The 19483-nt window shown below is 55.6% G+C and carries 17 protein-coding genes; 12 read left to right on the plus strand and 5 right to left on the minus strand.

The window, feature by feature from the left end; all coding sequences use genetic code 11:
* Window positions 1-76: 76 nt before the first annotated feature.
* The gene (locus tag DFR30_RS11600; RefSeq protein ID WP_132973413.1) at window positions 77-1849 is read right to left on the minus strand and encodes a fatty acyl-AMP ligase; all 1773 of its coding nucleotides are present in this window, start codon (window positions 1847-1849) and stop codon (window positions 77-79) included.
* Window positions 1850-2378: 529 nt separating this feature from the next.
* On the opposite strand from DFR30_RS11600, the gene DFR30_RS11605 reads away from it, so the two are divergent.
* Window positions 2379-3524, plus strand: a complete 1146-nt coding sequence (locus tag DFR30_RS11605; RefSeq protein WP_207891892.1) for a GNAT family N-acetyltransferase — start codon at window positions 2379-2381, stop codon at window positions 3522-3524.
* Complete coding sequence (locus DFR30_RS11610; protein WP_165869190.1) at window positions 3517-4311, plus strand: nucleotidyltransferase family protein; 795 nt, start codon at window positions 3517-3519, stop codon at window positions 4309-4311. The genes DFR30_RS11605 and DFR30_RS11610 overlap by 8 nt, the downstream gene beginning before the upstream one ends.
* On the opposite strand, the gene DFR30_RS11615 is transcribed toward DFR30_RS11610, so the two are convergent.
* Window positions 4272-5234, minus strand: coding sequence for a metallophosphoesterase family protein (locus DFR30_RS11615; RefSeq protein WP_132973417.1), 963 nt, complete (start codon window positions 5232-5234; stop codon window positions 4272-4274). The two genes, DFR30_RS11610 and DFR30_RS11615, sit on opposite strands and share 40 nt — an antisense overlap.
* 94 nt (window positions 5235-5328) lie before the next feature.
* Between DFR30_RS11615 and DFR30_RS11620 the strand changes: the two genes are divergently transcribed.
* The 4 genes from DFR30_RS11620 to DFR30_RS11635 are packed head-to-tail and all read left to right on the plus strand — an operon-like array spanning window position 5329 to window position 9298.
* Entirely contained in the window at window positions 5329-6327 is a 999-nt protein-coding gene (locus DFR30_RS11620; RefSeq protein WP_165869192.1) for a diacylglycerol/lipid kinase family protein, read from the plus strand.
* A complete protein-coding gene (locus tag DFR30_RS11625; protein ID WP_207891893.1) occupies window positions 6324-7283 on the plus strand; it encodes a hypothetical protein in 960 nt (319 codons plus the stop codon). Before DFR30_RS11620 ends, DFR30_RS11625 begins: the two co-directional genes overlap by 4 nt.
* Before the next feature lie 14 nt (window positions 7284-7297).
* Window positions 7298-8353 carry a mitochondrial fission ELM1 family protein gene (locus tag DFR30_RS11630; RefSeq protein ID WP_165869193.1) on the plus strand — a complete coding sequence of 352 codons (1056 nt, stop codon included), beginning with the start codon at window positions 7298-7300 and terminating at the stop codon, window positions 8351-8353.
* Between the two features lie 27 nt (window positions 8354-8380).
* Entirely contained in the window at window positions 8381-9298 is a 918-nt protein-coding gene (locus tag DFR30_RS11635; protein ID WP_132973423.1) for a sulfotransferase domain-containing protein, read from the plus strand.
* A gap of 2 nt (window positions 9299-9300) precedes the next feature.
* Here DFR30_RS11635 and DFR30_RS11640 read toward each other — a convergent pair whose 3' ends face one another.
* Window positions 9301-10188 carry a hypothetical protein gene (locus DFR30_RS11640; protein ID WP_132973425.1) on the minus strand — a complete coding sequence of 296 codons (888 nt, stop codon included), beginning with the start codon at window positions 10186-10188 and terminating at the stop codon, window positions 9301-9303.
* A gap of 178 nt (window positions 10189-10366) precedes the next feature.
* Between DFR30_RS11640 and DFR30_RS11645 the strand changes: the two genes are divergently transcribed.
* The 4 genes from DFR30_RS11645 (at window position 10367) to DFR30_RS11660 (ending at window position 14907) form a co-directional block, all read left to right on the plus strand.
* On the plus strand, window positions 10367-11302 hold the full coding sequence (locus DFR30_RS11645) for a sulfotransferase domain-containing protein (RefSeq protein WP_132973427.1): 936 nt from the start codon (window positions 10367-10369) through the stop codon (window positions 11300-11302).
* A gap of 204 nt (window positions 11303-11506) precedes the next feature.
* Complete coding sequence (locus DFR30_RS11650; RefSeq protein ID WP_132973429.1) at window positions 11507-12445, plus strand: hypothetical protein; 939 nt, start codon at window positions 11507-11509, stop codon at window positions 12443-12445.
* An 81-nt stretch (window positions 12446-12526) separates the two neighbouring features.
* The gene (locus DFR30_RS11655) at window positions 12527-13474 is read left to right on the plus strand and encodes a hypothetical protein (RefSeq protein WP_132973431.1); all 948 of its coding nucleotides are present in this window, start codon (window positions 12527-12529) and stop codon (window positions 13472-13474) included.
* A gap of 182 nt (window positions 13475-13656) precedes the next feature.
* Window positions 13657-14907, plus strand: coding sequence for a glycosyltransferase (locus DFR30_RS11660; protein WP_132973433.1), 1251 nt, complete (start codon window positions 13657-13659; stop codon window positions 14905-14907).
* On the opposite strand, the gene DFR30_RS11665 is transcribed toward DFR30_RS11660, so the two are convergent.
* Window positions 14868-16049: an O-antigen ligase family protein gene (locus DFR30_RS11665; protein ID WP_132973435.1), complete on the minus strand. Its 1182-nt coding sequence runs from the start codon at window positions 16047-16049 to the stop codon at window positions 14868-14870. The genes DFR30_RS11660 and DFR30_RS11665 overlap by 40 nt on opposite strands.
* Window positions 16046-17161 (minus strand): mitochondrial fission ELM1 family protein, encoded by a 1116-nt coding sequence (locus DFR30_RS11670; protein WP_132973437.1) that lies wholly within the window; start codon window positions 17159-17161, stop codon window positions 16046-16048. The genes DFR30_RS11665 and DFR30_RS11670 overlap by 4 nt, the downstream gene beginning before the upstream one ends.
* A 107-nt stretch (window positions 17162-17268) precedes the next feature.
* Between DFR30_RS11670 and lptF the strand changes: the two genes are divergently transcribed.
* A complete protein-coding gene (gene lptF, locus DFR30_RS11675; RefSeq protein WP_165869194.1) occupies window positions 17269-18336 on the plus strand; it encodes an LPS export ABC transporter permease LptF in 1068 nt (355 codons plus the stop codon).
* A gap of 1 nt (window position 18337) precedes the next feature.
* Entirely contained in the window at window positions 18338-19408 is a 1071-nt protein-coding gene (gene lptG / locus DFR30_RS11680) for an LPS export ABC transporter permease LptG (RefSeq protein WP_132973441.1), read from the plus strand.
* Window positions 19409-19483: the final 75 nt, after the last annotated feature.

Consider the following 19483-nt stretch of genomic DNA (forward strand, 5'->3'; position numbering starts at 1 on the left):
CATTTCAATTTTTCTGTCTTCCTGAAACGAAATAACCGGCCGAAGCCGGTTATGTTATCTCGGGATGACACACAAATCAGACTGAACCCTGTTTCAACTCCGGCTCACTGGTTGCAGCCTCCAGATTACTGATGTCATGAGACTCAATGAAGTTCTGGCGCGCCTTGGAGCGCGATAACTTGCCGGACGAAGTCCGCGGCAGGGTATGCAACGGCACCAGTTCGACAAATACATCAATACCCAGCTCCATGTGCACCAGACGGTTCAGCCGGTCAGCCAGGTCAGCGCGCTTGACGGGATCAGACTCACGACACTGGACGACCAGTATGCAAAGTTCATCGTTACCAACGCCCGGAACTGAAAATGCCAGTGCATCGCCAATACGAACTTCCGGCTGGTGTTCGGCCAGGTACTCAAGATCCTGCGGCCAGATGTTGCGGCCATTGATAATAATCAGGTCCTTCTTGCGGCCCGTGATAATCAGGTTACCGTTCACGCGATAGCCTATATCGCCGGTATTCAACCAGCCATCATCGGAAAGACAGGCTTCGGTTTCTTCAGATGCATTGAAGTAACCGGACATCACGCTCGGACCACGCACGAAGATGGAACCACTCAGGCGATCCGATAAAACCTTGCCTTCTTCATCACGAATCTCGACTTCGTATTCGGGCAGGGGCTGTCCACAGTCTACAAAGCAACGCGCACGACCGGGATTCTCGGAGAGATGGATCGGCAGGGCTTCCTGATGATCGGAATGGTGATCTCCGTCAACACAGTCTGTCGAGTGTTTTTCAAACAGGGGAGCGAAACTGATCGCCAGAGAACACTCGGCCATGCCATAGCAGGCGAGGAAGGCCCTGTCGTCAAAACCTGCCGGAGCCAGTGCCTTGGCAAAACGTGTCAGTGTTTCGGAACGAATCATTTCCGCTCCAACGCCTGCAACGCGCCAGTTACTCAGGTCATATTTTTCCGCCTCGCCCGGACGCAAACGGCGGGTGCACAGCTCGTAACCGAACGGAGGCCCGAATGAAATAGTCGCTTTCGTCTGCGTCATCAGGTTCAGCCACTGACGGGGGCGCATGGCGAATTCACGCGTATCGAGGTAATCGACAGAAATCTGTGAGGCAACCGGCACCAGCACCAGACCCACCAGGCCCATGTCGTGGTAGAACGGCAACCAGGAGAAACAGCGATCACCCGGGCCGATGCAAACGCCATGGACGATAATACCCGCCAGATTGCTCATTACCGCACCCTGCTTGATGACAACGCCGCGCGGGAATCTTGTGCTGCCTGATGTGTACTGGATGTAGGCAGTGTCGCCCGGCTGGATAGACGGAAAGTCGATATCCGTTTCCGGCAATGCATCGAACACATCGGGTGAACCAATCAGCTTCAGGCCCAGACCTTCACCGGCTTCCTCAAGGAATGAGGCGTAACCTTCCGGCGCCATCGCAACGGAAGCCATGCTGCTCTCGAGCAGGCCACGCAACTGGGTGACATATACCGTGTGACCGCCAAGGTTTACCGATGCCGGTAATGCAACGGGAATCAGCCCGGCATACTGGCAGGCAAAAAAGAATCTCAGGAAATCCGGGTTGGTTTCTGCCACCAGTGCAACGCGATCGCCCTTCTGCAGGCCCATGCCGAGCAGCTTGCGAGCGAGTACGCGAGATGCTTCGCGCAACTCGGCGTAAGGCATGGTCGCATACAGCTTGCCCCGACCCGTGTAGAAGTTAGCACCCGTATCGCCCCTGGCAGCATAGTCGAGTGCTTCGGGCAGGGTTGCAAAATCAGCGGCACGAAACGGCAGATTGTGTAAAGTTGGTGTCGATTCAGCGCCCAAAAGTCTTTTCCCTGTTTGAGGATTGTGTTCGGTCCCCGTCACAGACAGGAACACCCCAAAAAAGTTTCAGTAATTACCGACCGGTAGATTGTGGTGCCATGTAGTACACGCCATAAGCGCAAACACTCACTCTGCCTGGCGGCGTTGTTTTTTCACAACAACAAAGCCTGTGCCTGACCGTTCAGTCAACCGGTTGTGAATTATTCCTACAATAGGAAGAAAACACAATACTTTTTCAACGTTTTTTCGGCACTTGTTGGACATATTTCATAAATGTCGCCAATTCGCGACAGAAATAATACAACACTTTGGGTTAAACCCTGTAAACGCGGGGGTTAGCATACCCAACAAATACCGGTTGGTTACTTAAGCAAAATTCAGACCATATCTTCACGGCCATTTTTGCGATTCGCGAGTATAAGTGATGACGCATAAAGAAAATGTGACGCCCACCCCATTATACCTCAAGTAGCGACGCACCCGCTGGCCCGGTATGATCAGCGCCCCAAATACCAATTAGCGAAGCTCGATGCAAGCTGACAAGGATGATCTCGATGTCCGCTGCGTGGACAACAAGGCCCGGCTCAAGGACTTCATTCAATTGCCATGGTCCGTCTACCGTAACGACCCCCACTGGGTTGCCCCGTTACTGATCGAGCAGAAACAGCGCTATAGCCGAAAAAACCCGTTTTTCGACCACGCGCGCTGGCGTGGCTGGGTCGCGTATCGAAACAACAGCCCTGTTGGCCGCATCAGCGCACAAATCGACCAGCTGTTCCTGGATCGGTATAAAGATCCGGTCGGCTATTTCGGCAGCCTTGAGGCCGAAGACGACCCGGCTGTTTTCAGCGCATTGTTCCAGGCTGCAGAGGCCTGGCTGGCGAATGAGGGCATGTCGCACGTCACGGGGCCATTTACCCTGTCCATCAACGAGGAAGCCGGCTTGCTGGTTGACGGCTTTGATACACCACCCTGCATCATGATGGGGCACAACCCGCCCTACTATGGCGCGCATGTCGAGGCCAACGGTTATACACCGGCCCGCGACCTGCTGGCCTACCATCAGCCACCCACCTACCAGTTCACACCTACCGTGAAACGCCTGCTGGAGCGGTTATCCGGCCGCATACGGCTGCGCCAGCTCAACCGAAAGAAACTCGACGAGGAACTGGCCATCCTGCGGCATATCTTCAACGATGCCTGGTCGGAAAACTGGGGCTTTGTCCCTTTCACCGAGGCAGAGTTCAGGGAAGTCGGCAAAGCCATGACCCTGTTGCTGGATGATGACTTTGTACAGATCGCCGAAGTCGACGGCGAACCCGCGGCGATGATTATTGGTCTGCCCGATATCAACCAGGCCATCAAGGATCTGAACGGCCGATTGCTGCCACTGGGCTGGTTGAAGCTGCTCTGGCGCATCAAGGTGCGCTACCCTGACCGCGCACGCATCCCGCTGATGGGCGTGCTGAAAAAATACCAGCATACCCGGCTCGGGCCGGCACTTGCCTTTGCGGTAACCGAGGCATTGAGAACGCCTTTCATACGCCGCGGTATCAAAGAGGTGGAAATGTCATGGATACTCGAAAACAATCAGGCCATGCGTAATATCATCGAAAAACTGGGTGGCGTCGAATACAAACGCTACCGCCTGTATGAAAAGAACCTGCATGACTGATACCGGGTTTACTGCCATCATTCTCGCTGCTGACCGTCACCGCGACGATCCGCTGATACGGCACGCCGGGGTATGTACCAAGGCGCTGGTCGATATTAATAACCGCCCCATGATCCAGCATGTTGTCGATGCGTTGACCAATACCCGGCAGGTCAGGGACATTGTGCTGTGCGGCCCGGCCAGAGCCTGTCTTGAGCAATCCCCGGTGCTGATAGAGATGATCGAGTCAGGTGTCGTACGCTGGCTTGAACCCGCCGACAGCCCGGCGAGCAGTGCCTACCAGGCCCTGAAGCAATTACCGGAAGGTCAGCCGGCACTGATCACGACAGCCGATCACCCGCTGCTGCGACCGGATATTCTCGACGACTTTCTGCAACGCGCCAGCGCAACCGGCGCCGATGTGGCGGCGGGTGTCACCACCATCGACGAAATTCACAGGAAATTCCCGGGTGCACGCAAGACCGTGATGCGTTTCAGCGACGACGGCTACTGCGGCTGCAATCTGTTCGCCTTCCTGACACCGCGCTCACACCGGGTCGCCAATGCCTGGCGCAGCGTGGAGAAACAACGCAAGAACCCGCTGTACATCATTCGGCAACTGGGGCTGGGCTCGGTACTGCGATACAGCCTCGGCATGCTGCGCATGGAAACGGCGGCAAGACGTCTGTCGGAAAAGCTGGATGTCGATATCAAACCGGTACTGCTACCGTTTCCGGAAGCCGCCATCGACGTCGATACCGTCGAGGATCAGCGTTTTGTAGAAAGTATCCTCGGCAGCGACAAATGATGTTCATGCGCCAGTGAAAAGCCATGCTGCTCGCGCTGGTATGCCCTTACCTGCACATCGAGACGCCACTGATGTTCTTCCGGCCGAACCTCGTAAAGATAATATTGCGCCGCCCGCCCGGGCTTGCGCCCGATGGCAGAGGCCGACGGTATGCCGAATACCGGGATATCGCCACCCGCACGCTGAATATGACCCTGCAGGGCACGGTGACTGTGTCCGTGCAGCACCAGTTCGGCACCGTATTCCGACAGAACCTCACCCAGCGCAGTCGTATCGGTCAGCCGCTTGCGCCATTTCTCCGCGCCCTCCACGGCAGGATGGTGCAGCAACACAACCCGGAACAACCCCTGCGATCCGGTTTCGCGCAACACCACCTCCAAGCGTTCGATTTGCGCAGCACCCAGCTTGCCGGTCGCCAGAAACGGTGCTGTGGTCACCGCACTCGACAATCCGATAAAGGCCACACCCTGGCGAATACGCAGGCTGGGAAACAGCAACCTGTCGCCGCCCTGCGACGGCTGTCCGGCTGTCGCGTCCGAGCGCATCCACGGCTCCCAGAGTGCAAACGTATCTGACCAGGTATGGCGTGCGTAGGCATCATGGTTTCCGGGCACAATGGTCACATCACCGCCCTCACCCAGCCGCTCCAGCCAGTGACGCGCCTGGCGGAATTCATCCGGCAGACCGATATGCGTCAGGTCGCCGGTCACCACGATGTGTTGCGGGTGCAGGCCGCGCATATCCTCGACCAGCGCATCGAGTACCTCGCGACGGTGCTCGGCACGCCGGCCACGCCGCCATGACAGGTAGCCCAGTATCCGCTTGCTCAGCAACTGGTTCCAGCGCACGGCTTCGAGCGTGGTGAGATGGGGGTCCGACAAGTGCGCAAACCGCAGACCAGCAGGTGGGGAAACATCATTCATGGCAGAAAATTATATCGTAAAGGTACTTATCCCGGGTTTGCTGGGTTAGGATGCCGTTCAGGAAATAGTACCCTATTCAGACCGACGAATACGCTTGAATCCCACACACACTTTCAATGATCGCCCGCGCATCGGCCTGATCTCCAATCCGCACAGTCGCCGCAACCGCGCTGCACTGGCAGATATCGAGGCCATGATTGCTGCAAAAGGCAGCATTCTTCATCGCATCACGCCATCCATTGAGGATATCCCTGCCGCATTAAAAGCGTTTGCCGAACAGGACATCAACGTCGTTGCGATCAATGGCGGCGATGGCACCACCGCGCAAGTCCTTGCCGCGTTACTCAACGCCTCGCCTTTTCAGAAGCAGCCCGCCGTGGTGCTGCTGCCAGGTGGCACCACCAACATGAATGCGGCTGATGCAGGCATGCACGGCCGCCTCGACAAACAGATCGGGAAGCTCTGTCGCTGGTCCGATGGTGAAGCACTCTCCGTCGAGCCTCTGACGCGACCGGTGCTGCGTATCGATGGCGCAGTCGGTCAGGACACCCTGTACGGCATGTTTTTTGGCGCCGGCTCGATCATCATCAATGGTATCGAACACTGCACAAGCCATATTCACAACGTCGGGCTTACCGATGAAATCGGTCCCGGCGTAACACTGCTGCGAGCGGTCTGGGGCGTGCTGCGCGGAGATCCGCAATTCACCGCACCGATCAATGTCAGCCAGCGATCTGACGGCCAGGACGAGGCGGAGGAAAAGCAACTTGCTATACTGCTGGTCACCGGCCTGGAACGACTTTTCCTCGGCATACACCCCTGGTGGGGACGGGAACAACGGCCCCTGCACTGCACCTGTATAGAGAAGCCCGCCAAAGGACTGCTGAGAAAACTGCCGGGACTGCTACGCGGGAAGCCCGGCAAGGACGCCACACCGGTAAACGGCTATGTCAGCCACAATATCCGACAACTCGAACTGTACATGGACACAACCTTCACCATCGACGGGGAACTCTACCAGGCAAGCCGCGAGCACGGGCCAATCCGTGTCAGCCACGGTGGCGATATTGAATTTCTGAAGATCGGCTCATGATGCCATCCGACACAGGCAAACCGGGGCAACACCTCGCCGACCTCACGCCAGTCCCTGAACATCCGGCACTGCAAACGCTGATCGATGCACTGCGCAGACGTTACGGTGAAAATCTTGTCGCTGTCCTGTTCTATGGTTCCTGCCTGCGCAGCGGAGATCCCTACGACGGACTGGTCGACCTCTACCTGATTGTCGACAGCTACCGCGAGGCCAACAGTTCCTTACCCCGTGCGATATGGAACTGGCTGCTGCCACCCAATGTGTTTTATACCGAGGTGGCCCACGAAGACCACACCGTACGCTGCAAGTATGCCGTGCTGACACTCGCCGACCTGCAGCGTGGCACCTCGCGCCGCTGGTTTCATTCCTACCTGTGGGGGCGTTTCTGCCAGCCCGTGGCCGTTGCCTGGCAACGTGATAACGACAGCCGGGAAAAGATCGACCACTGCCTGCTGCAGGCCGTCATCACTTTCCTGCGACGTGCCCTGCCGGCACTGCCGCCCGAAGGCGACCTGCTGTCCCTGTGGCGCGATGGTCTGACACTCAGTTACCGCACCGAACTACGGCCGGAATCTGCAAACCGCGCCGGCGAACTGGTCAGTGCAAACCTGCACTATTACGAAACCGTCACGCAGTATGCGGCGGATACATTGACCCCGAACTTCCTGCTGGAACCTTCAGCAACCGGCCTGCGCTATCGCACAAACTATACTGCAATCACCCGTCTGGTGACTGGCTTCGCCTGGAAGCTTCGCACGGTTCAGGGCAAACTGCTGTCCGTCGCGCGCCTGCTGAAAGCCCTGTTTACTTTTGATGGCGGACTTGATTACATCGCCTGGAAACTGGAACGTCATTCCGGCGTCAGCGTGGAAATTCCCGATCGTGTACGCCGCTGGCCACTGATTTTTATCTGGGGCATGTTCTGGGACCTGTACCGACGCGGAGCCTTTCGCTAACCATGGAAAATGAAATGTCAAAACAGACGCCGCGCATCTGGCTGGTGACTGGTGACAAGCCGGGCGATAACGCACAGATCGAGATTATTGCCGAGGCACTGGGGCTGCCCTGCGAAATCAAACGCATGCTCCCCAGGCCAGAGTATGTACTGGGAAAACCCCGCTTCAAGGCATCGCTCTACCATCTCGACCCGGAACGTTCCGATTCACTGGAACCCCCCTGGCCAGACTTGATAATTACCATTGGACGGCGACCCTCAATGGCGGCGCTGTGGATTCAACAACAATCCGGAGGCCACAGTAAAATTGTGCTGCTGGGAAGACCCAAGCGTTGGATGAACCGCTTCTCGCTGATCATCGTGCCATCACAGTACCGGATGCCCGACGACCCAAAAGTCCTGCAGCTGGACTTTCCGCTGATGCGCAGCAACGAACAAGCCATTGCCAGGGCCTCACAAGAGTGGGCAAAACGCTTCGCGGAACTGCCTCGTCCCATTACTGCACTGATGGTTGGTGGACAAACCAAACCTTTCCGCTTTGATGCAGACGCCGCCCGGCAATTACTGGCACAGACAAGCACCCTGTCGGATAACGGCTTCCTGTACATCACCACCAGCCGGCGCACACCGGAGGCAGTAATCCAGGTATTTCGGGAAAATCTCCCTTCCAATGCAAAACTGTACTGTTGGTCGCCGGACAATACGGACAACCCCTACCTGGCATTGCTGGGCCTGGCCGACCGCTTCATCGTCACTGGTGACAGCATGTCGATGATGATTGAAGTGGCCCGCCTGGGTAAGCCACTGGCGATATACCCCCTCCCTGTCCAGCGCAATATATTCAGAAAACTCCAGCACAGGCTGGGTAACTGGCTGCGCGGAAAAAAAGCGGGCGAACTCCTGTACAAAACAGGGATGGTTGGATATACACGCGACCTGACGGCTATACATCAATTGCTTTACGACAAGGGCCTGGCTGTACCGCTGGGACAGACGCTTCCCTCACCCGGCAAAAAACCCGAGGATGAACTGCAACGTGTCGTAGTATCTATCAACAAGCTGATAAACTGACCGCCGGCACACTGAGCGATTTTCCAAATGACACTAGTTTCAACCAAGACATTACGCTCCCTGCTACAACGCGCGCTTTTTCTTTTCCCCAGGTCAACAAGAGTTTCCGTTGACCGCTGGATGCGCGGAAAGAAAGAACACAAGAAGCTGAAAAAAGCCGACTTTGCCGTGGTTTCATTGCCCAAAAGCGGAAGAACCTGGCTAAGGGTCATGCTGTCCAGGTATTACCAGCAGAAATTCGACCTTCCGGAACACTCCGTAATCGGCTTTGATAATTTCTACCAGGAAAATCATGCAGCACCGCGCATCCTGTTTTCCCACGACAATGTATTACGCGATTTCACCGGCAACCTGGACAACAAGAAAGATTATTATCAAACAAAAACCATTCTGATGGTACGTGACCCGAGGGACCTGGTCGTTTCACAGTTCCACCAGTGGCGTTACCGCACCAACCCCTCCAAACGTCGCCTCCATTCCGAACTGAACATTGAAGATAACGTGGAAGTATTCGACTTCGCCATGAACAGCTTCCACGGAATTCCTCGAAATATACGTTTCCTGAACAGCTGGCAAAGAGAACTGGGGAACATGAAGGAGGTACTCGTCGTCCGCTACGAGGATATGCGCAGGAACCCTCAGGAAGCTATGGCGCATATTCTGTCCTTTCTCGGGGAAACACCCAAAGCGGAACAGGTCAGGGATACTGTCGAGTACGCAAAATTCGAAAACATGCGCAAAATGGAAGAAAAGCAGACTTTCCGCACAGACAGCAAACAACTGTTTGCCAGAGACACTTCGAACCCCGACTCACTCAAGACGCGTCGTGCAAAGATTGGTGGTTTTACAGACTACCTGAGCCAGGAGCAGATCAACACCATCAATGCAATGATTGACAGTCAGCTTTCACCGGAGTTTGGCTACAACCAGAACCAGGACACCTGAGTCTAACCGGCATCACTCATCGTATAACCGAATTTACGAAGTGGCAGGTTATAAGTTTCTTCAAGCTGCCTGTTACCTTCGGCACACAAGGTCCGTACCAGTGCCCTGGACTGCTCACCTATATCGATTTTTGCCGGACGCCCTTTACTGTTATCCATTCTCAATGCCAGCTTCTGCGCCAGCCGGTAAGGCAACCACGGCCCCCACCTATGCCAGAATTCGATATAGTCCTGGGATATGGTCGGATTCTGCCTGTCCATCTTCAGCAGTTTCTCGAATTGAGCTGTATCCACATCCAGAAAGCTCGACATATCGCTGGCAAAACGACCGCTATCCTCCCGCAGTTCCTCAAACAGGAAAATACGGATATTTTCCCTCCCGAACAGCCCGGCATAAAAATCGATGATCGGGTAAAAATTCAGGTCGTCCAGAATCGAGCGATGTCGGGCTTTCAGCTTTAGCTTGAGCCAGCGGTCGAATGATATGAAGTTGTTTCCACGAATATATTTGGCCAGTTTCTGCAGATACCACGAAGCCAGAATTTCCTCCTGCCGTCGCAAGGTAAAAAAAACCTTCGCATCGGGAATGAGTTCACGCAGGCGTTGCGCCAGCATCCCCTTGTCCTTGCTTTCGTACAGGGCAAAATTCTCGTGCGACAGGATCACGCTCTTTCCATCGGGTGCAGACTCAAGAGCAGCACTGAATATCTCCCTGACCCGGTCACGTTCGTAGTACACGGAATCCGCACGGCAGATATGCCTGATCGCCCAGGTCATGTCTGTGGATTTCGCCGGCATCCCAAGGTAGTGAATATCGGGATGATTGGAAAACACCTGCACCTGTAACGAGCTGGTTGCTGTCTTAACAAAGCCGGGATGTATAAATTGCATGTCCTGTATTCTTTATTTAGTCCTGATCAACCGGGGCAGTGTACACCCGGCATAAATCTGGTTTGGCCGGCCCTCCAGGGGCACACCCTGAAAACACTTAAATACAGGCTGCGCGGGGTGATTTGAATGTGTTAAAGTGCGCGCCTTACAGCATACCAAATGTTCAACACCCCGACACATGCATACTTTCATCAAGAAACTTACCAGATTCATAGTCTTAGGTCTTGTTTTCTTTCTTCCGAAAGAAAAGAAAATCCGCATCGACCGCTGGCTGCGCGGCAAGGAAGAATACCGCAAGCTGAAACAGGCCGATGCCGTCATCGTGTCATTCGGCAAAAGCGGGCGCACCTGGGTGCGTGTGATGATATCGCGCTTCTACCAGGTCAAACACGGCTTGTCTGAACGGCACCTGATCGGCTTCGATAACCTGCACAAAAAGAACCCGGCGATTCCGAAGCTGTTCTTTACCCACGACAACTACATCAAGGATTACACGGGCAACACGGACAGCAAGGCGGACTTCTACAATAAAAAGGTCGTACTGCTGATTCGCAACCCGCTGGACGTGGCCGTTTCCCAGTTTTTCCAGTGGAAGTACCGCATGCGACCGGGCAAGAAAGCGCTGAACGACTACCCGGACCACGGTACGGATATCTCTATTTACGATTTCGTCATGCACCCTGCCGGTCTGCCGAAAATCATCGACTACCTGAACCTCTGGGCACGGGAAGCGGAAAACGTCGGCCAACTGCTCATCGTACGCTACGAAGACCTGCGCTCCGATACCGAGGGTGCCTTGCGACGCATTGTCGAGTTCATCGGCACACCCGGCAGCGACGAGGAAATCCGTGAAGCCGTGGAATTCGCCTCGATCGACAACATGCGCAAAATGGAACAAAAACGTACTTTCTGGTTGTCCGGCAGCCGCATGGTGCCGAAAGACCGCAAAAACCCGAACTCCTACAAGGTTCGCAAGGCCAAGGTCGGCGGCTACCGCGACTATTTCGACGACGGGCAAATTCGTGCGATGAATGAACTACTTGGCGAACGCCTGGACCCTGTTTTTGGCTATAAAGCACAGACAGAAACCCCGGACGAAGCCTCCAGCGCGTGAACTGCAGCACACTAAGCCGCTGGAATTCCTGAATAAATCCGCTACAATAGCGGCACTATATCGATGGCAGCTCTGATGTGTCGTCATACCGGCGTATGCCGGTATCCATTGTCGTTGAAACCCCTGGATTCTGGCATGCGCCAGAATGACGGGGAATAAATCAGAGTTTCCTTAACAGTAACGGGTACGAGGCCAGGCGATTTCATGGATCATTGTGTTTTTATACAGACCAACCACAAACAGATTGTCGGCGCCCTGGTGGCCGAGTATGCGTTGCGCCGCAACTCGCAGAACAATGACAAATTCGATGTGCGCATCGTCAACACCAACGACTACCCGTTCTTCAAGGCGCGCGAAGGCCAGCTGTACCTGCGTGACGGCGTCAAGCGTACGTGGCTGAACGATGACCTGCAGTCCTTCACCCCGACCCGTTTCATGCCGCCCGAACTGATGGGCTACAAGGGCCGCGCCGTGGTCATCGACCCGGACATCTTCGCCATTGCCGATATCTGGGAACTGCTGTCACGCGACATGCAGGGCAAGGCCATCATGTGCCGCCCGCGTTCCGGCACCAAGGGCATCATCGACCGCTGCCTGGCTTCCAGCGTCATGCTGCTGGACTGCGAAAAACTGCCGCACTGGAAAGTAGAAGAATCCTTCAACGAAATGTTCGAGTTCAAGCGTGACTACATGCCGTGGATCTGCCTGCGCATGGAAGACCGCGATACCATCGGGCTGTTCGAGAATGTCTGGAACGACTTCGACAAGCTGACGCCGGAAACGAAAATGCTGCACGTCACACGGCGCAAGACCCAGCCGTGGAAAGCCGGCCTGCCGATCGACTGGCGCCCCGCCGAACGTTTCCGCCTGTTCCCGCCGGTGGCCTGGGCCATGCGCGCACGCCGCAAGATCTTTGGTGAATATGGCCTGCTGGGCAAGTACAAGGAACACCCGGACACCAACCAGACCCACCTGTTCTTTGGCCTGCTCAAGGAATGCCTGGAGAAGGGTATTGTGACGGAAGACATGCTGCGCGAAGAAATGAAGCACAATCATGTGCGTCACGATGCCTTTGAAGTGCTGGAAAGAACACCGGACCTGGCCCCGCCAGGTCACTCACCGCTGAATCTGTCTGCCGCCTGATTTATTGACGTAGATCAAATAATTTTCGACAACTGACCGCTAGGATGTCGCGATCCCGTACCGCACCCGGAGATCGCGCACATGGACCATTCGGTTTTTATCCAGACCAATCACAAACAGATCACCGGCGCCTACGTCGCCGAACACGCCATCCGTCGTTATTCACAGCATAACGACAAGTTCGACGTCCACATCATCGAAAAAAAAGATTACCCGTACTTCGACAAGCGCGAAGGCCAGTTGTACCTGCGCGACGGTGTAAAACGAAAGTGGCTTAACGATGACCTGCAGTCCTTTACGCTGACTCGCTTCATGCCTCCCGAACTGACAGGCTACAAGGGCCGGTCGGTGGTTATTGACCCTGATATTTTCGCCGCCAGTGATGTGTGGGACCTGTTATCGCGCGACATGCAGGGCAAGGCTGTCATGTGCCGCCCGCGTTCCGGCTCCAAGGGTATTATCGATCGCTGCCTGGCATCCAGCGTGATGCTGCTGGATCACGAGAAACTGACGCACTGGAATGTGGAACAGTGGTTTGACGAACTGTTCAGTTTCAAGCGCGATTACATGCCGTGGATCTGCCTCAAGTACGAAGACCGCGAGACAATTGGCCTGTTCGAGAACCAATGGAATGATTTCGACAAATTTACGACCGAAACCCGCATGCTGCACACCACCCGGCGAAAAACCCAACCCTGGAAAGCCGGTCTTCCGATAGACTGGCGTCCAGCGGAAAAATTCCGCCTGTTCCCGCCGGTTGCATGGCTGATGCGCGCCAGGCGCCGCTTCTTCGGCGAATACGCCCTGCTGGGCCACTACAAGGTTCACCCCGACCCGAACCAGGAAGCCTTTTTCTTCGGCTTGTTGAAGGAATGCATCAACGAGGGCAAGGTGAGTGAAGCGTTCGTCCGCGAGCAAATGGCACAGAACCATGTGCGTCATGATGCCTTTGAGGTACTGGATCGTACGCCGGACCTGCCACCCGCACCGACTCATCCACTTTCTGTCCCACTGGTCAAAGCCGCCTGACCAACCGGCATCACTGCAGGAATTTTCATTTGCCTTGGCAGGGCTGCGAATGTAGAGTTTGTGGTAATAATGCAAGGAGAGCCGGGTCGGGGCGCACTTCAGCGCTCTGACAAGACCCTGATAAGTTGCAACACTCCAACATACAATCGATCACATCCGGCAGGGACGCCTTCGCAGATTCGATGCCTGCGTTGCAGGAAATCACACAGCGGCAACGCCTGGCCTTCCTTCTACCAAACCTTGGCGGCGGCGGCGTGCAGCGTAATGCGCTGATTACGGCCTCCTCATTGCGTTCGCGTGGTTACCAGGTGGAAATGGTGCTATGCAGCGAAAAAGGCCCGCTGTTCCAGATGATACCGGACGCCATCACCCGAACCATACTGGACAGGGCGGCGGGTTGGCAGGGGCGCATACACGCCCTGCTGGGGAATCCATCGCTACTGCCGTCGCTCGGCCTGCCAGTACTGGCTGCCGGCAAACCGTCCCGCACACTGCGCTACCTGCCGGCGCTCACAGAATACCTGAGGCGTTCGCAACCGGATGTACTCTTCTCCGCAACCACCTACCAGAATATCGAAGCCATACTGGCGCGCAACGCCGCCAGGGTGAACACACGGATTGCCGTTACCCAGAGCACCAATTTTTCCAGCTGGCACCAGGTATCCGGTGAATGGCGGCGACGCCATCTGTTGCCGCTTTTGCGTCGCAGTTATACCCGTGCTGACGCCATTATCGCAGTGTCGAATGCAGTTGCCGACGATCTTGCCAGCTACGCGCAACTCGATCGCCGGAGCATATCGACGATTTACACACCGCTGGTCCCTTCTAATATAAAAGACCGTGCAGCGGAACCGGCCGAACATTCCTGGTTCGACAATCAGGACATCCCGGTCATTCTCGCCGTTGGTCGCCCTGGGCGAGCCAAGGACTACCCTACCCTGCTACGTGCCTTTGCACTGCTTCACAAAAAACGTCGCGCACGCCTGATTATCCTTGGCGAAGCACGCGATCCGCACAAGAGCCAGGAGCGCATGGGAAAACTTCAGACCCTGATCAGTGAACTGGGCGTATCTGAAGATGTGGACATGCCGGGTTACACGCATAACCCGTATCGCTACATGGCCCGCGCCTCTCTCCTTGTCCTGTCATCCGTGTACGAAGGCTTTCCGAGCGTTGTACCCGAAGCCCTCGCTTGTGGCTGCCCTGTTGTCAGCACGCGCTGCCCGGGCGGCGTCGCCGAGGCACTCGATGAAGGCCGCTACGGAAAACTGGTCCCGGTGGGCGATGATCGCGCCATGGCAGATGCCATCCATGCAACACTCGAGGAATCGCCGCAACGCGACAGGCTTATGGAACGTGGATCATCATTTTCTATCCAGCGCAGCACCGATGCCTATGAATCGCTTGTTTCATCTCTGACGGCTTCCTGCTGACTGATCCCGACAAACAACGCGAGCGGAAACCAGAAAAACAACCACAGCTCCTTGGGCCGAACAATCAGGCGATCTATATCGGGAGCAATCACGACAAACGCAAATACCAGTAATGGCACAATATATTTTGCCCGCTTGCACCCGTAACGGATTATGTGCCTGAAAAATCCGGCGACCATAACAAGAAATATCGCCGCACCTGCAATCCCGCCATCGCGCAAAAAACCCAGGTAACTGCTGTGGGCATGCTGAAACATCCTCCGCCCTACCGGCACCGTCGTGTCAGACAAATACCCATGCCCGAACCACGGCGCTTCTGCAATGTGTGCCAGCACGTTTTCCCAGATCAGTGGGCGCCAGTGCAAATCCATATAAAAGCGATCAAACACGCCGGGAAAAGCGCTGAGTGCCACCACCATGATCATGCTCAACAGCACAAGCATGGCCAGCGCAGCCCTGCGACCAAAACAGAAAGGCATGGCAATGAAGGCCGCCAGCAAGCCCAGCATGGCTGTGCGACTGTGGGTTAGCAGAATTGCGGCCGCCAGAACAAGGAAAGCCGCACCGTATAGGACACGCACCGGCAAAACCCGTGACACTACGGCAAAGTGCAATGCCAGCAAGGCAAATGCCCCATAGGCGCAACCGGCCAAAATAGCATTATCGATGCGGCCAATCGGCTCCAGTCTGGACATGGGGAATGGACGGGTGGCGTACCAGCTGAATATAGAAACAACCGCCAACAATGCGATGCCTGCCACGAGCACTCTCATCAGGAAATCAAATTCTTCCGGGTACCGGCGCACCAGGCTCGCTGTGACAATAATAAAGGTGACAACCTGCACCCACCATCCTGCCAGGGTGGAAAAATCAGCCCGCGTCAGGTTGTCACTCCATAGGCCACTCAACAACTGGTAAGACAACCACACCAGCAATAATTTGAACAGGCCGTTTTTCCAGAGCAGCGGGAGCTCCCTGTATGCCATAAACAGGCCGGGCAACAGCACAGCTGCATAGTAGAACTTGTAGTGCAGTGGACGATCCGGGAAAAAGAAAAAACCCAGCAGGAAAACGCCATAGCTGACAAAAACCCACAAACTCAGTCGATCAGAAAACAACGCTCTCTCACTCAAGCCCGTCATACCTTATCCGTCTTTTCACGATTCATCATTTGTCTGACGCCTTCCACGGCATAATCAAGTCCCTTCCCCCCCGAAGCCTGTACTTCCTGCACAACGGATTGCCCGGCCCAGGCCGCAACGCCGGACTGTACGAGTGCAGACTGAATACGCGTTATGTCCCTGCGCATCCGTTCCGGGGCGATCAGCATGGCAAGACGGTGCGTCAGCGGTTTGAAGCGGAAGTTATGCGCGACCAACCACCACGGCCTGTCGACAGACTGGCTTGCATCGGCCGGACTATCCGACAGATCGAAGATATAAAGTGGTCTTTGCGCCGCCGCCGCTTCTGCCAGCATTGACATGCTTTCACCTGTTACGACAAACCGGTCAGCAACAGACAGCAGGCCCTGATAGGGATTCGCTTCATCACTGCCCCAGTGATAGGCGTATACCGGAACGTCGAGCGCCTCCAGAAACGCCTTGTATGCAGTATCCGGTGTACGCGCGCTGTTACTGGCCAGCACCGAACCCCCCTCCTCACCTACCCTGTCATTCAGCCAGGCTGCCAACCGCCGGGCCTTGTCGGCCGTAAACACAAAAGGGCCACTGTCACCACCGAGCAAAACGGCCCAGCGCGGCCCTGGCAGGTAACTGAATTGCGTCATCCATTCACCGCGCAATTCATCAAGCGATTCGCGTGTCTGGGCATGCAAAGGAAGATCGACGGTCATCACCTCCGACCGCCCGGAAATATTATATTGAGGCGTAGTTATCACCAGATCGAAATTTTCGGGCGGCGACCAGGGCCTCCCGACATGCACCAGGCGTGTCTTCCCGCCAGACTGCTTGTGTATCCAGCGTGCAACCGGCTCATTCCGCCGGCCCGCGGTCAGCACCAGGTCCGGCCACGGCGGCTCCAGCCTGTCTGAACGCTTCCTGTCAACACCCGCAAGGGTAGCGCCAAGCAATATGTTGGCGAGCAATTCAAACTTGCGGTTATATATCTTTTTGAGTTCGAACGGCCAACCCAGTGCCTCGGCCAGTGCCTGTAACTGCGTATTGTCTCCCGCCTTTCGCCCGCAAAGAACCCAGACCCGCGGGGCCGGTGACCGGCTTTTTTCCGATTTTTTCACGCTGAAAAACGCTTCCTCGCGACCAGCCGCGAGCTTACCTTAATCATCGGGAATCTGCAGCGCAAATCGTTTAACATGACCGCTAACCTTTTCTTGCCGGAGCCATCTTGGTACTCGACCGCTACATCACCATTGAAACCACCAAACCGCTGGTGCTGGGCACGTTCCTGCTGATGGTGATTTTCACGGGCTATACCGCTGCGATCAAGCTCGGTGAAGCAGCCAGCGGCCTGATTGATCCTGAAACCGTTATACGGCTGATTGGCCTGAGCACCATAATTGCGCTGGAAATACTGCTGCCCACGGCACTCTACCTGTCAATTATCGCCACCCTGAGCCGCCTGTACCGTGACTCGGAAATGGTCGCCATGCGCGCCGCAGGTGTCGGTGAGTTGCGGGTTATGCGCTCGCTGGTTTTCCTTTCTGTACTCATTTCCGTACTGGCCGGCATCATCTCCGTTTATGGACGCCCCTGGGCTTACCGTGAAAGCTACCGCCTGGAAGCCGAAGCACGCGCTGAGTTTGATATTCGTAAAATCGAACCTGGCCAGTTCATCGAATTGCAGGACAGTAAATATGTCCTTTACGCCCGTGAAGTTGACCAGGACTCCGGCAGACTGAGGGGCGTTTTTCTCCAGACACAACTTGGTGACAAACTCCAGGCGATTTACGCACAAGAAGCCTACCTGCCACCTGTCACCTATGGTGAAGCGCGCAGTTTCGAGCTGTTCGAAGGCTATGGTTATACGCTGGACCGTAAAAGTACCCGCGACACGACACTGAAGTATGGCCAGATGATTATTCACATCCCCCCGGAAGAACCGGATACCAACTACCGACGCAAGGCCGAACCGACGCATAACCTGTTCCAGTCCGATGCACCCAAGGATATCGCAGAATTCCAGTGGCGATTATCTACTCCGATTTCGACCCTGCTGCTGGCAATGCTGGCCGTACCACTCAGTCGCAGCGCGCCTCGCCAGGGACGACACAACAGTTTCCTCGTTGCCATACTGGTATACATCGGTCTGTTCAACCTGATCAGCCTTGCCCGCAACGAAGTCGAGGAAGGCGTCATTCCGGCGTTCCCCGGCATCTGGTGGTCCTACCTGCTACCTGCCGTGCTTTTTATTATCCTCATGGCATGGCCGGCCTGGCGTAGAGGCAAGCACTGATATGAATCGCCTCGATCGCTACATTGCCTGGCAACTGGTCAAGGACTGGACACTGGTCTGGATAGTCATGTCAGCAATTTTCAGTCTGCTTGCCATCGTGGACGAACTGGAACGCATCCAGAATCACTACCAGACTGCTGACGTTGTTCAATACATACTCTACACCCTGCCGCAAAGGTCGATGGACCTGGTCCCTGTTATCGTGCTGCTGGGTACCATTCTGGCACTGGCCAGACTGAACAAGAACAGTGAGATTATCGCCATGCGTGCCGCCGGCATGCCGCTGACATACTTCTTTCGCGCTGTCGCCGTACCTGCGCTATTGCTGGTGCTGCTGCTTTACGGTGTTTCAGAATATGTATCTGCACCGCTTTACCAGAAGGCCGAAACCGAAAAGAGTCTGGCGCGCACCGGACGCACCAATCTGCTGCGTGGCAAAGGCCTATGGTCTGTTAATAACCTGCATTTTTTCAATGTCCGGACCCTGCGCCATGGCAAGATCCCGTCCGACATTTATCTTTTCCAGTTCGCTCCTGACGGCAGACTCCTGAACTTTATCTACGCCGAAACGGCAGAGCCCTCAAAAGACCGCGAGTGGGAGCTTCGCGATGTCACACAAAAAACCCTGGAAGACAGTACGCTGAAAACCACCTTCCGCAAGGAGCTGGCAACAGGTCCGTTCTGGTCACCCGAGGAACTGCCGGTACTGCCGCTTCCGATCACCGGTATGACGCTGACCGGGCTTTATGGCTATGTCGAGTATCTGCATGCCACCAACCAGAACTGGCAGCGCGCCGAACAGTTGTTCTGGCAAAAAATAGCGTTGCCACTGACGGCGGGCGCCATGGTGCTGCTGGCCACACCGATTGGCGCCAGCCTGCGCTCCCAGCGTAGCACCGCGTTTGGCAGCAACCTGGCCATTGGCGCAGGTCTTGGCATCGGCTTTTACCTGTTGATCCAGATCATTAACACCGGAAGCTCGCTGGTCGGCATACCACCGGCCATTGTCGCCTTTACCCCGACGATTCTGGTGCTGGCCGCGACAGGCTGGTTGTTCTCACGAATGCGCTAGATTTGTTCAGGCGCGCCACAAAAGGCATAATTCCCCCCTTATGCAAAGCCTTCCCAACCCTGCCTGCTGACCCAC

This window comes from Thiogranum longum, assembly GCF_004339085.1.
Lineage (GTDB): Bacteria > Pseudomonadota > Gammaproteobacteria > DSM-19610 > DSM-19610 > Thiogranum > Thiogranum longum.

What these genes read in the sequence shown, in the direction of transcription:
- DFR30_RS11640 (WP_132973425.1), bottom strand. Translation starts at nt 10,188, where the DNA reads ATGCAATTTATACATCCCGGCTTTGTTAAGACAGCAACCAGCTCGTTA.
- DFR30_RS11660 (WP_132973433.1), top strand. Translation starts at nt 13,657, where the DNA reads ATGCCTGCGTTGCAGGAAATCACACAGCGGCAACGCCTGGCCTTCCTT.
- DFR30_RS11605 (WP_207891892.1), top strand. Translation starts at nt 2,379, where the DNA reads ATGCAAGCTGACAAGGATGATCTCGATGTCCGCTGCGTGGACAACAAG.
- DFR30_RS11615 (WP_132973417.1), bottom strand. Translation starts at nt 5,234, where the DNA reads ATGAATGATGTTTCCCCACCTGCTGGTCTGCGGTTTGCGCACTTGTCG.
- DFR30_RS11650 (WP_132973429.1), top strand. Translation starts at nt 11,507, where the DNA reads ATGGATCATTGTGTTTTTATACAGACCAACCACAAACAGATTGTCGGC.
- DFR30_RS11630 (WP_165869193.1), top strand. Translation starts at nt 7,298, where the DNA reads ATGTCAAAACAGACGCCGCGCATCTGGCTGGTGACTGGTGACAAGCCG.
- DFR30_RS11655 (WP_132973431.1), top strand. Translation starts at nt 12,527, where the DNA reads ATGGACCATTCGGTTTTTATCCAGACCAATCACAAACAGATCACCGGC.
- DFR30_RS11635 (WP_132973423.1), top strand. Translation starts at nt 8,381, where the DNA reads ATGACACTAGTTTCAACCAAGACATTACGCTCCCTGCTACAACGCGCG.
- lptG (WP_132973441.1), top strand. Translation starts at nt 18,338, where the DNA reads ATGAATCGCCTCGATCGCTACATTGCCTGGCAACTGGTCAAGGACTGG.
- DFR30_RS11645 (WP_132973427.1), top strand. Translation starts at nt 10,367, where the DNA reads ATGCATACTTTCATCAAGAAACTTACCAGATTCATAGTCTTAGGTCTT.
- DFR30_RS11625 (WP_207891893.1), top strand. Translation starts at nt 6,324, where the DNA reads ATGATGCCATCCGACACAGGCAAACCGGGGCAACACCTCGCCGACCTC.
- DFR30_RS11610 (WP_165869190.1), top strand. Translation starts at nt 3,517, where the DNA reads ATGACTGATACCGGGTTTACTGCCATCATTCTCGCTGCTGACCGTCAC.
- DFR30_RS11665 (WP_132973435.1), bottom strand. Translation starts at nt 16,049, where the DNA reads ATGACGGGCTTGAGTGAGAGAGCGTTGTTTTCTGATCGACTGAGTTTG.